The sequence below is a fragment of the Neobacillus niacini genome (assembly GCF_048572935.1).
GTDB lineage: Bacteria > Bacillota > Bacilli > Bacillales > Cytobacillaceae > Neobacillus > Neobacillus niacini.
The window spans coordinates 2647615-2659964 of sequence record NZ_CP183883.1; the positions used below are offsets into that span (position 1 = coordinate 2647615).

At 37.9% G+C, this 12350-nt stretch carries 11 protein-coding genes; 8 read left to right on the forward strand and 3 right to left on the reverse strand.

What is annotated here, in order from left to right; all coding sequences use genetic code 11:
- Positions 1–22: 22 nt before the first annotated feature.
- The 6 genes from ACN6MT_RS12780 to ACN6MT_RS12805 all read left to right on the forward strand — a co-directional run bounded on the left by ACN6MT_RS12780 (position 23) and on the right by ACN6MT_RS12805 (position 7169).
- Positions 23–832: a pyruvate, water dikinase regulatory protein gene (locus tag ACN6MT_RS12780; RefSeq protein WP_034675036.1), complete on the forward strand. Its 810-nt coding sequence runs from the start codon at positions 23–25 to the stop codon at positions 830–832.
- A 620-nt stretch (positions 833–1452) separates the two neighbouring features.
- A complete protein-coding gene (gene dnaG, locus ACN6MT_RS12785; RefSeq protein WP_063251330.1) occupies positions 1453–3264 on the forward strand; it encodes a DNA primase in 1812 nt (603 codons plus the stop codon).
- A gap of 42 nt (positions 3265–3306) precedes the next feature.
- On the forward strand, positions 3307–4434 hold the full coding sequence (gene rpoD, locus ACN6MT_RS12790; RefSeq protein WP_034675043.1) for an RNA polymerase sigma factor RpoD: 1128 nt from the start codon (positions 3307–3309) through the stop codon (positions 4432–4434).
- Positions 4435–4909: 475 nt separating this feature from the next.
- Positions 4910–5266, forward strand: a complete 357-nt coding sequence (gene cccA, locus ACN6MT_RS12795) for a cytochrome c550 (protein WP_034675735.1) — start codon at positions 4910–4912, stop codon at positions 5264–5266.
- 78 nt (positions 5267–5344) lie between these two features.
- Positions 5345–6076, forward strand: a complete 732-nt coding sequence (locus ACN6MT_RS12800) for a tRNA (adenine(22)-N(1))-methyltransferase (RefSeq protein ID WP_419956112.1) — start codon at positions 5345–5347, stop codon at positions 6074–6076.
- Positions 6054–7169, forward strand: a complete 1116-nt coding sequence (locus tag ACN6MT_RS12805) for a Nif3-like dinuclear metal center hexameric protein (protein WP_419956113.1) — start codon at positions 6054–6056, stop codon at positions 7167–7169. The genes ACN6MT_RS12800 and ACN6MT_RS12805 overlap by 23 nt, the downstream gene beginning before the upstream one ends.
- Before the next feature lie 530 nt (positions 7170–7699).
- Here ACN6MT_RS12805 and ACN6MT_RS12810 read toward each other — a convergent pair.
- Positions 7700–8638 carry a 4-hydroxy-3-methylbut-2-enyl diphosphate reductase gene (locus tag ACN6MT_RS12810; protein ID WP_034675741.1) on the reverse strand — a complete coding sequence of 313 codons (939 nt, stop codon included), beginning with the start codon at positions 8636–8638 and terminating at the stop codon, positions 7700–7702.
- A 165-nt stretch (positions 8639–8803) separates the two neighbouring features.
- The gene (vrrA, locus tag ACN6MT_RS12815; RefSeq protein WP_419956114.1) at positions 8804–9463 is read right to left on the reverse strand and encodes a VrrA/YqfQ family protein; all 660 of its coding nucleotides are present in this window, start codon (positions 9461–9463) and stop codon (positions 8804–8806) included.
- Positions 9464–9714: 251 nt separating this feature from the next.
- On the opposite strand from vrrA, the gene ACN6MT_RS12820 reads away from it, so the two are divergent.
- Both ACN6MT_RS12820 and ACN6MT_RS12825 read left to right on the forward strand, forming a co-directional pair.
- Positions 9715–11025, forward strand: coding sequence for a DEAD/DEAH box helicase (locus ACN6MT_RS12820; RefSeq protein ID WP_419956115.1), 1311 nt, complete (start codon positions 9715–9717; stop codon positions 11023–11025).
- Between the two features lie 21 nt (positions 11026–11046).
- Entirely contained in the window at positions 11047–11940 is an 894-nt protein-coding gene (locus ACN6MT_RS12825; RefSeq protein WP_419956116.1) for a deoxyribonuclease IV, read from the forward strand.
- A 36-nt stretch (positions 11941–11976) separates the two neighbouring features.
- On the opposite strand, the gene ACN6MT_RS12830 is transcribed toward ACN6MT_RS12825, so the two are convergent.
- The gene (locus ACN6MT_RS12830) at positions 11977–12231 is read right to left on the reverse strand and encodes a DUF2624 domain-containing protein (protein ID WP_419956117.1); all 255 of its coding nucleotides are present in this window, start codon (positions 12229–12231) and stop codon (positions 11977–11979) included.
- Positions 12232–12350 lie beyond the last annotated feature (119 nt).

Sequence of the window (12350 nt, forward strand, 5' to 3'; positions counted from 1 at the left end):
CTAGAGGAGCTGTTGAGGAAGAATGATTAGTCCTGTCATATATGTAGTATCTGATTCGGTAGGGGAAACAGCTGAATTGGTTACAAAAGCGGCAATTAGCCAATTTAATGGGTCAGGAATGACATTGAAAAGATTCCCTTATGTTGAGGATAAGGAACATATTGATGAAGTAGTTTCACTTGTTACGATGGACCACGCTATGATTGCTTTTACTTTGGTAAAACCAGATATGCGTGCGTATATGAAGGAAAAGGCAGATGAAGCAGGGATTTATGCTGTAGATTTAATGGGTCCGATTATGGACCAAATCCAAATTTTCAGCGGGAAAACGCCACTGTGCGAACCAGGACTTGTAAGGAAACTAGATGAAGATTACTTTAAAAAAGTAGAAGCCATTGAGTTTGCTGTTAAATATGATGATGGACGCGACCCCAGAGGGATACTAAAAGCCGATATCGTCTTAATTGGAGTATCTAGAACATCAAAAACTCCGTTGTCCCAGTATTTAGCTTTGAAGCGTTTAAAAGTTGCTAATGTACCGTTAGTTCCTGAAGTTGACCCGCCTGATGAATTGTATAAGGTTCCTGCAGAGAAATGCTTTGGACTTAAAATCAGTCCTCAAAAACTTAATAATATTAGGCGTGAGCGGTTAATTTCATTAGGTCTAAATGATCAAGCCAGCTATGCAAATATTGAGCGAATTCGTGATGAATTAACCTTCTTTGAAAAGATAGTAAATAGAATTAATTGTCCAGTTATTGACGTAACCAATAAGGCAGTTGAAGAAACGGCAAATGTTATTCTAAATTACTTTCATAAAAGAAGAGCTTAACACATAATCTTAGATTATGTGTTTTTCATTTAAACCGTAAAAAACTATGGAAATGTATAAAAGAATGTACTATAATAAAAAATTGTGATAAAAATGAATCTTTTAGGTTTAGACTTGCCTGTATACGAATAAACTATTTATTGTTAGATGTCAAGGGAACCTACAGAAAAAAATTCGACATAAGCTTTTTGGGGCTGCTCCTAAAAAGTTAGCGTCTTAAAGAAGGAATATGCGGAATGATGTAGAATTATTACTTATACAAAAGGCATTCCAACTATTTTTGTAGATGCAGATTCATGTCCGATTGATAAGGAATTTGTCGAAGGTACTTCTGCATTTTCCGCCAAAGTTCTTTTTATCGCTTCTAATGGCTATCATGGAAATAACAAGACTACATACGGTATTTTAACTTGGAAATCTATCGATTCCAGAGAGAAGCAGCGGACTTATTCATCATGAATCAAACTGCAAAGGGGGATATTACTGATACATGTATCGAAAGGATCAAAGCCTTTAATCCTGATGATCGATCAATATGTGTGAAACGACTACTAGAAAAAATGTCGAAAAATGCAGGAATTTAGATTTCTTTGTAGAATAAGTACAATGGAGATGTTTTCATGGCAGAACGGATTGCCGAAGAAAAAATTAATCAAATTCGTCAGTCTGTTGATATTGTTGAAATAATTAGTGAATATATTCAACTAAAAAAACAAGGGCGAAATTACTTCGGATTATGTCCTTTCCATGGAGAAAACTCCCCATCATTTTCCGTTTCATCCGATAAACAAATTTACCATTGCTTTGGCTGTGGAGCGGGTGGAAATGTTTTCTCATTCTTAATGGAGCTTGAAGGAATTTCGTTTCTAGAAGCAGCCATTAAATTAGCTGATAAGGCTGATATTGACTTACAAGTCAACTTCTCCGTTAATGGGAAGGGGAAGAGTGTTTCTCCGGAACTTCAGTCGATGCTTGACGCACACGAGCTATTAACCAAATTTTACCATCACTTATTGGTAAATACAAAAGATGGTCAACATGCTTTAGAGTATTTGCTGAAAAGAGGATTTACCCGAGAATCGATTGATAAATTTCAAATAGGATATTCCTTAAATTCATGGGAATTTGTTTATAAATTCCTTACTAAAAGAGATTTTTCTCCAGAATTAATGGAAAAAGCCGGTTTGATTATCAAGCGAGAAAGAGATGGAACCTATTTTGATCGCTTCAGAGATCGAATTATGTTTCCGATTTTTGACCGAAATGGAAACAGTATTGCTTTTTCAGGAAGATCTTTAGGGAATGATGAGCCCAAGTATTTAAATAGTCCCGAAACAGCAATCTTTAATAAAAGTAAAATTTTATATAACTTTCATTTGGCCAAACCGAGTATACGCAAACTGCAGCAAGCAGTTCTTTTTGAAGGATTTGCAGACGTAATTGCTGCTGACAGGTCTGGTGTGGAAAATGGTATCGCTACAATGGGTACCTCCTTGACAGAAGAGCACATCACACTAATACGTCAAAATACCCAGTCCATTACAATTTGCTTTGATTCGGACAAAGCCGGAATTGAAGCAGCTTTTAGAGCAGGAAATATGCTTAATGACGCTGGTTGTACCATTAGAGTTGCTATGATGTCCGATGGACTAGATCCAGATGAATATATAAAAAAAAATGGTCCAGAAAAGTTTCAAAATGAGGTAATAGGGGCAAGTCATACATGGATGGCGTTTAAATTTCTTTACTTTCGAAGAGGAAAAAATCTTCAAATTGAAGGAGAACGGCTTGCTTATATCGAAACAATACTTAAAGAAATAAGTAAATTGACAAAAGCTGTTGAAAAGGATCATTATTTGCGTCAACTTGCCTCAGAATTTTCGATTTCTTTAGACGCATTACAACAACAGTTAAAGCAGATTTTCTTTACGGAAAAAAGGAATTTGAGTGGTCAAAACCAAGCGCCTGCCAATAGGCCAAGTGTAATGATAAAACAGGATAACAAATTAAAACCTGCACATTATACTGCTGAAAGGCGATTAATTGCCCATATGTTAAAAGATCGCGATACCGCTTATAAGGTTCAGGACTTATTACAGGGTAACACGTTTAATACCGATGAACATCAGGCAATAATAACCTATCTAATTGGTTTTTACGAAGAACACATGAATCCTGATTCTAGTGCATTTTTAACCTATATTCAAGATGGAAATCTTAGAAGAATAGTCGCTGACATCGAAATGATGTCAGTTAATGACGAATTGAGCAATCAAGAATTAGCTGATTATATCAAACAGGTGTTGAATTATCAAAAATTGTTAAAGATAAAAGAAAAAGAAGTGGAACTTAAAGAAGCAGAGCGACTAAGTGATTATAGTAAAGCAGCTGCAATTGCTACTGAAATCAGTCAATTGCGTAAATCGCTATAGAATCCATTTTGAATGTCTTTGATTCTGGAAGGAGGGGGACATATGGCTGAAAAATCAGCACGTTCAAAAGAGGCCGAGAATGAATTGACCTTCGAACAAGTAAAAGATCAGTTAACGGTACTGGGTAAAAAAACCGGAGTCCTTGCCTACGATGATATTGCGGAAAGAATGGCAAATTTTGATTTAGAGTCCGATCAAATGGATGAATTTTATGAATTCCTCGGTGATCAAGGAATCGAATTAGTAGGAGAAAGTGACGAAGAAGATCCAAACCCTAAGCAATTAGCAAAAGGAGATGACGATGAGTTCGATTTAAATGACCTTAGCGTTCCTCCTGGTGTAAAGATAAACGATCCAGTTCGTATGTACTTAAAAGAAATTGGTCGAGTAGACCTGCTTTCTGCTGAAGAAGAAATAAAACTAGCTAACCGTATTGAGGAAGGCGACGAAGAAGCAAAACGACGCCTAGCAGAAGCTAACCTCCGTCTTGTCGTTAGTATTGCAAAACGGTATGTTGGACGCGGTATGCTATTTCTTGATTTGATTCAAGAAGGGAATATGGGACTAATCAAAGCAGTTGAAAAATTCGACTACCGTAAAGGATTTAAGTTCAGTACGTATGCAACCTGGTGGATCCGCCAAGCTATTACCCGAGCTATTGCTGACCAAGCTAGAACCATTCGTATTCCTGTGCATATGGTTGAAACCATTAATAAACTTATCCGTGTGCAGAGACAATTACTTCAGGACCTTGGCCGCGAACCAACTCCAGAAGAGATTGGCGAGGATATGGACTTAACACCGGATAAAGTTAGAGAAATCTTGAAAATTGCTCAAGAGCCTGTCTCGCTGGAAACTCCTATTGGTGAAGAAGATGATTCTCACCTAGGTGATTTCATAGAAGACCAAGACGCTACATCGCCTTCAGAGCATGCTGCCTATGAGTTATTAAAAGAGCAGCTTGAAGATGTACTGGATACACTTACAGACAGGGAAGAAAACGTACTTCGCTTACGATTTGGGCTTGATGACGGGCGGACTCGTACTCTTGAAGAGGTTGGAAAAGTCTTTGGTGTAACCCGTGAACGTATTCGACAAATTGAAGCAAAGGCATTGCGGAAATTACGACACCCTAGCCGCAGCAAACGCCTAAAAGACTTTTTAGAATAAAATTAAACATAAGAGATAGTTTACTTCTTAACTAAGGGGTAAACTATTTTTTTGAAAGAGTGAATTGGAAATGAAAGCACTTTCTATTTGGCATTTGTATTTATTTTACTGAATTGTTTTACACTTTGCAAATAGGTAAAAGTAATCCTTTTTTAAAAAATTCACAAATCACTTTTCTAAGAAAGGTTTATCTTTATTGTATTATTTAAACAGTATATGTTAGGAATGAGAAAATCATATTCAAATATAACTAAAATTTTTATATGTTTTTAATTCTTCAAATAAGTAATTGACATATTAGGGAAGAATAAAAGGGCTGACTTTAAAAATAACAGCTATTTATTGCATTTTTTAGTAATATTATCGTGACAAAATAAGTTTAGGGCTTTTCCTTCTGAAGTTTTTAAAGTAAAATAGTAGTTGTTTGTAGAAGACTATTTATTTACAGTTTTACGTACATAAGGGAGGTTATATGATGAATCGAAATCCGGTTATTCCTTACATCCTGATTTTTGTATTTGGAATCGGACTAATGTTCTTATTGTCTTTCAAAGGCCTCGGGGATATGGATGAGCTTGCCAAGGAAAAAGAAGGCGGTACTGAAACAGAACAGGTTGTAAGAGCACCTGAAGACATTTACAAGTCTTGTATAGGCTGTCACGGGGATGCATACCAAGGGGGAATGGGTCCTGCACTAACAGGTGTTGGTGACAGGTTATCCAAGGATGACATCAAAAACGTGATTACGAATGGTAGAGGGAACATGCCAGCTGGTCTCGTAAAACCAGATGAAGCTGACGCAATGGCTGATTGGTTAGCTAATATTAAATAATTTTCAATGAAAAGGTCCTTTGCTTCTGTAAAGGACTTTTTTTATACTAGTAATAATACATAAAAAGTGGTGAATGATTTGAATACAGATAAATTATCAGTTCGGTTAGAAACGGTAGCAAAATATGTTCCCTTTGGTGCAAGGGTAGCGGATATTGGTTCTGATCATGCATACCTGCCTAGTTACCTTGCTAAGAACGGACGTATTTCTTTTGGGATTGCTGGAGAAGTTGCAAAAGGTCCATTTCAGTCCGCTGAAAAAAATGTAATGGCAGAGGGGCTCTCTGACATCATTTCCGTTAGAATGGGCGATGGGTTAGAGGTGATTCAGCCTGGCGACGCAGATTGTATTACTATTGCGGGTATGGGTGGAAGTCTCATTGCAGATATTTTAGATAAAGGGAAAGAAAAGTTAGCTACTGTAAGGCGTCTTGTGCTGCAGCCAAATATCAATGCAATCGCCATTCGGCAATGGCTAATCGATAATGAGTGGGAATTGATCTCAGAAGAAATCATTGAAGAGGATAACAAAATTTATGAAATACTTGCAGCGGAAAAAGGAGACGCTTTAAAGCCCTATCGTGACGTACCCTTTGAAACGGGCATTTTAGTGGGACCTTTTCTTCTGCAAAGAAAAGAAGCACCGTTTACGAAGAAATGGCTTTTGGAAAAGAAGAATTGGAAGCGAATCTATGAACAGCTTGAAAGTGCCGCACCCTCTGCTGAAACGGAAGAGAAAAAACAAGAGGTTGTTAAAAAAATCAATCTTATAGAGGAGGTATTGGACAATGAAGAAAGTGAATGGTCATGAAATCATTCAACTATTTGAACGGTTTTCTCCCAAGGGTCTTGCGATGGAAGGTGACAAGATAGGCTTACAAATTGGACGCTTGAATAAGAAAATAGATACAGTAATGATTGCTCTTGATGTGCTTGAAGAGGTGATAGATGAAGCAATAGAAAGAAATGTACAGCTGATTATTGCCCATCATCCGCCAATCTTTCGTCCTCTTAAGAATGTCTTAACCGACACAGTACAAGGAAGAATGATTGAAAAACTGTTAAAGCATGATATCGCTGTTTATGCAGCGCATACTAACCTTGATGTGGCGAAAGGAGGGGTAAATGACCTCCTAGCTGAAGCACTCGGTTTAGAAAACTCAGAAGTGCTGGTACCTACATATGAAACAAAACTTAAGAAATTAGTGGTTTTTACACCGATAAGTCATGCGAAGGAGATAAGGAAGGTCTTAGGGGACATTGGTGCTGGATTTATTGGAAATTATAGTCATTGTTCATTTTCAACAGATGGAACAGGTCGATTTTTACCCGGAGAAAACACCAATCCACATATCGGACAGCAAGGTCAATTAGAAGAAGTGGATGAAGTAAGAATTGAGACAATTGTACCAGAGTCTTTATTAAAGAGAGCAATCACAGCGATGATAAAGGTGCATCCATATGAAGAGGTTGCATATGATGTTTATCCAGTTGAGAATAACGGTGAGGTGCTTGGACTCGGTAGAATCGGGAAGGTTAAGGAAATGACACTCGCTGAATTTGCTGAGAGGGTAAAAGAAGCTTTAGAAGTGGACAAAGTTAGGGTAGTGGGGGACTTATCTTCGCGGGTCAAGAAAGTCGCTGTATTGGGCGGAGATGGAAACAAGTATTTCATGAGCGCAAAGTTTAAGGGTGCAGATGTCTACGTTACAGGAGATATTTATTACCATACTGCTCATGACGCGATGATGCAGGGGTTAAACATGATAGATCCCGGTCATAATGTCGAAAAAGTCATGAAAAAAGGACTTACCAGTATCCTTTCAAAAATGTGCAAAGAATCTGGTTACGAAGTAGAAATATTCCCTTCAGAAGTTAACACAGATCCATTTCAATTCGTTTAAAAACTGTGAAAATAATGGGGATACGTGGGAACTTGTAAGTATTTGGACAAGGCGAGTGCAAAGGGAGCAAGCCTTTTCCGAATGGAGAAGGTATTCGGACAGCTTAGATGGAATTTGGGGCTAGCCCTGTCCGAAAAGAGAAGGTATTCAGACAGCTTAGGTGGAGTAGGGGCTAGCCTTTTCCGAATGGAGAAGGTATTCGGACAGCTTAGGTGGAAAAGGGAGCTCGCCTGTCCGAAAAGAGAAGGTATTCAGACAGCTTAGGTGGAAAAAGGAGCTCGCTTTGTCCGAAAAGAGCACGCATTCAGACAGTAAAAGTGAAAAAACAGCCAGACCTTGTCCGAATAAAGCAGTTATTCAGACAGCGTACTTGAAAAAGCAACTAGCCTTGTCCAAATACACCTTGTATTCACTATTAAGGACGATATCCTTCTAGTCCTGTCTGAGTTCGTAAAAAAATAATAAAAAAACACACGAAAATGTCGTGTGTTTTTTTATATCTCAAAGGTGACCGTCCTAAGAGATAAAAATTATTTTTTTACTTTAGGTAATATTTTATTAAGTGGTACATTTTTGCGGCGTTCCCATGTAGCTTCGTTATTGGGATCAAATTGTTCTAAAAATGTAATGACTTCTTTGGTAATCGGCGTCGGAGTAGATGCGCCAGAGGTTACGGCTACATGCTTTGCATCTTTTATCCAATCAATTTCTAACTCAGAAATATCAGCAATACGATATGCCCTTGTACCAGCAATTTCTTCAGAAACCTGTGCCAGTCTATTAGAATTATTGCTCATTGGGTCACCAACAACAATGGTCACATCGGCTTCTGTTGCCTGACCAGCGACTGCTTCTTGACGAACTTGTGTTGCCATGCAGATTTCATTGTGAGCTTCCGCATGAGGATATTTTTCCTGTACCTTTTTCATAGTATCGGCAACATCCCATTGGCTCATGGTGGTTTGATTTGTAACAATTAATTTTTCACTCGTAATGTCCAAGGCTTCCACATCACTTGGTGTTTCAACAAGATGTACGGCACCTGGAGCCACGCCTATAGCACCTTCAGGCTCTGGATGGCCCTTTTTCCCGATGTAAATAACCTGATATCCCTGTTTTGTTTTTTCTTCTATCAGATCATGAGTTTTCGTTACATCTGGACAGGTTGCGTCAATTGTTACAAGACCTTTCTTTTTCGCAAGCTCCCTAACCTCAGGAGATATACCGTGGGCTGTAAAAATGACAGTGCCTGAGTCAACTTTCTCTAGAATATCCTTACGATTTTTACCATCAAGCGTAATAATCCCCTCTTCGGCAAAAGCATCGGTTACGTGTTTATTATGAACAATCATTCCAAGAATGTAGATAGGACGCGGTAATGATTTATCTAATGCCGCATTTCTAGCAACTACCATGGCGTCAACCACACCATAACAGTATCCGCGGGGTGAAATCTTTATAATTTGCATATAATAAAGTCCTCCTAAGGAACATTTGACTTTGAATCTATGTAATTATTATATAAAACTAATAGAAATAATACAAAGATACATTTTACCTTAGAAATTTTTGTGAATTTTTCCTGTGAAAATAAGAAAGAAATAAAAAGATGCTGTTTTTTCAGCATCTCTCAATTAAATGTATAGTTTTGGAATAGAAGGACCGTTTTGAGGTTTTCTTTCAACAACTGGATCATTTTCCAAATCTTTTTTCTTTTTTTGTTTTTTCTTCGGTTCTTCCTCATCTTGGACAGATTTCTTTTCCATTATCGGTTTTTCTGTTCTATCTTCCTCAGATTTCTCCTCGGTTGGCATATCTTTAAATCCCTTATACAGTTTCCACATCATCGGAAGATTCTTTACAATTGGTCCATATTGCTGAATCATTGGACCGATAGATTGGGCTGTCTTTAAAACCTGTTGGGTATTATTTAGAAATCCTGTGAGGCCATCAGGATTACTCAGAGTTTGAAGAATGGAGCCAACTCCTCTAGAACCATTTGGAACAGCCTTGCTGGCTGTCTGTAATCCTCTAAAACCACCCATTTGATTACCTTGTTTTTTTCCGCCAAGTATCTTCGAAAGTAAACCACCGCCATTTCCTCTGCCTTGGCCTCTTCCCATCGTTTGTCCCATCATAGGTCTTCCACCGGTAAAGTTTTGCGGGTATCTCATCATTGGCCCGTAGCCGCCATACGGAGGCATTGTTTGTTGCTGACCTCCAAACGGTCGCGGACCCATCACATTGGCTCCCATATGCCCAGGCAGTGAATATCTCGGTCTTGGCTGCTGCATCGTACGTTCCCCTCTCAAAAAAGCCTTATAATTTAAGGTATGCAACGAATTAAAATTGGTTTAGGAATAAGCACAAAGATAAACTGTAAATTTTTCTGATTAAAAGTTGTTTAAAGGTAAAAGATGATAATAACTGGTTATTTCAATGAATCTTTACTATAATGATATGATGGATATAAAAGTGGAAGCTCTTGCTAAGGTAAGAAACTTACTCCATAAACGGTAGATATTAATATATAAGGAGCAATAACATGAAGCAAAATCGTTTTGAGCGTTTTAATTTTCAGCCATTTATTATAGAAGCAGTAAAGGAACAAGGTTTTTATGAACCAACAGAAATTCAAGAACGGATGATTCCATTAGTTTTAAAAAATGAAAGTGCAATTGGTCAATCACAAACTGGAACAGGGAAAACACTTGCTTTTGTTTTGCCTATATTAGAAAAAATAAATCCTGAGCGCCAAGAGGTACAAGCTGTCATCACTGCACCTACAAGAGAGCTTGCTTCGCAAATTTACCATCAAATTCTAAAGGTGACAGAGCATTGCAGTCCTGATAAGGCAATAATGACTAGATGTTATATTGGTGGAACTGACAAGCAAAGAACTATTGATAAATTAAAGATTCAGCCCCATATTGTGGTAGGAACTCCAGGTAGAATAAAAGACCTCATGGTTGAACAAGCACTCTTTGTCCATACTTCCGACGTACTTGTAGTGGATGAAGCGGATATGATGCTTGATATGGGATTTATTGAGGATCTGGATCAAGTGGCAGCGAAAATGCCTGAAAAACTACAAATGCTTGTATTCTCTGCAACCATTCCAGAAAAACTTAAACCATTTCTTAAAAAGTATATGGAGAATCCAAAAACCATTCAAATTGACGCAAAAAGGAAAACGGCAGAAAATTTAACCCATTACCTAATACCTTCCCGACACCGAAATAAAAAGCAACTAGTTCATGACGCACTTATTCAGTACAACCCATATTTAGCCATCGTTTTTACTAATACCAAAAAAATGGCTGAGGAAGTTGCCAACTTCTTGATTAACAAAGGCCTTAAAGTTGCTCGCGTTCACGGAGATTTAAACCCTCGCGAACGAAAAAAAATGATGAAGCAAATACAAGATTTAGAGTACCAGTATATTGTTGCCACTGATCTGGCTTCAAGGGGAATTGATATTGAAGGAATCAGTCATATTATCAACTATGAGTTACCAACAGATTTGGACTTTTACGTTCACCGAGTAGGAAGGACTGCTAGAGCTGGTAATACAGGAGTAGCCCTGACAATATATGATATATCGGACGAGGATGCATTAAACCGCCTTGAAAAAATGGGAATACAATTTAAGTACGTCGATCTTAAAAAAGAGGAATTTGTTGAATTAGAGGATCGTAATAAAAGAAAAACCCGTGTAAGGAAAGAGGATGAAGCAGAGAAGACGGCCAAAACTATGGTCAAAAAGCCTCAAAAGGTAAAGCCGGGTTACAAAAAGAAAATGCAGTGGGAAATGGACAAAATAAAAAAACGTCAAAGAAGATTAAAGAAGAAGTAATAGTGAAGGGAGAGAGAGGGTTTGCTGAAAATAGGTTCACATGTTTCAATGAGCGGTAAAAAAATGTTATTAGCTGCAAGTGAAGAAGCTCTATCATATAGTGCAAATACTTTTATGATCTACACGGGTGCGCCGCAAAACACTAGAAGGAAGAAAATTGAAGATTTAAATATCGAAGCAGGCAGAAGGCATATGGAGGAAAACGGGATTTCTGAAATTGTTGTCCACGCTCCGTACATTATCAATATAGGGAATACGACAAATCCTGATACGTTTGAATTGGGTGTAAGATTCTTACGCACAGAAATTGAAAGAACAGAGGCCATTGGTGCCAAGCAAATCGTGCTGCACCCTGGTGCACATGTTGGGGCAGGTACAGAGGCTGGTATAAAGAAAATCATCGAGGGTTTAAATGAGGTATTAACGGGGAAAGAGCAGTTACAAATAGCCTTAGAAACAATGGCAGGCAAAGGTTCTGAATGTGGAAAGTCGTTCGAGGAATTGGCGATGATCATGGATGGCGTAAACTATAGCGACCGGCTTTCCGTATGTTTTGATACGTGTCATACACACGACGCCGGCTATAATATCGTTGAGGATTTTGATGGTGTGTTAAATGAATTTGATAAAATTGTTGGCATAGATAAGTTAAAAGTTCTTCATATCAACGATAGTAAAAACGCAGTAGGGATGAGAAAAGACCGTCACGAAAATATCGGCTTTGGTCATATCGGCTTTAACGCTCTTAACTACATCGTACACCACCCACAGCTGACTGACATACCAAAAATACTCGAGACACCATTCGTCGGCGAGGACAAAAATAACAAAAAACCGCCATACGCATTCGAAATCGAAATGCTCCGTCAACAAAAGTTTAACGAAGACCTCCTAGATAAAATTTTACTCGGGTAACAAAAGAGCTGTGCTTTTGGCACAGCTTTTTGAATGTCATTTTGTAAATTGAACAAAAAGTTTATTTACTTCTCTTGCAACTTCAGGTCCTCCAATTTTTGCAATTTCTTTAATCAATGCTGACCTTTCACGATCATCAAATATATTTACATTCTTTCCTTTTAAGTATTGAGCAACTTTATATGCCTGCTGCCGATTTACACGGATATTAAACTGTTCTGCATACTTGAAAAGTTCATCACCAGTAATGGTATTAATCTTATGATTTATAATGTTCTCAAAAATCTTCACACTCATCACCCCTTCATCCAATGTATGAAGGGGGAAAATAGAGTGTTACAAATTGAAATCGATACCCTGTAAAGGTAAAGACTTTACATTGATAAGATCCTATTGTATACTACTTTAAG

Bases quoted from the DNA above. Each gene is read 5' to 3' on its own strand.
- ACN6MT_RS12780 (WP_034675036.1), top strand. From the start codon at position 23: ATGATTAGTCCTGTCATATATGTAGTATCTGATTCGGTAGGGGAAACA.
- dnaG (WP_063251330.1), top strand. From the start codon at position 1,453: ATGGCAGAACGGATTGCCGAAGAAAAAATTAATCAAATTCGTCAGTCT.
- rpoD (WP_034675043.1), top strand. From the start codon at position 3,307: ATGGCTGAAAAATCAGCACGTTCAAAAGAGGCCGAGAATGAATTGACC.
- cccA (WP_034675735.1), top strand. From the start codon at position 4,910: ATGAATCGAAATCCGGTTATTCCTTACATCCTGATTTTTGTATTTGGA.
- ACN6MT_RS12805 (WP_419956113.1), top strand. From the start codon at position 6,054: ATGAAGAAAGTGAATGGTCATGAAATCATTCAACTATTTGAACGGTTT.
- ACN6MT_RS12810 (WP_034675741.1), bottom strand. From the start codon at position 8,638: ATGCAAATTATAAAGATTTCACCCCGCGGATACTGTTATGGTGTGGTT.
- vrrA (WP_419956114.1), bottom strand. From the start codon at position 9,463: ATGCAGCAGCCAAGACCGAGATATTCACTGCCTGGGCATATGGGAGCC.
- ACN6MT_RS12820 (WP_419956115.1), top strand. From the start codon at position 9,715: ATGAAGCAAAATCGTTTTGAGCGTTTTAATTTTCAGCCATTTATTATA.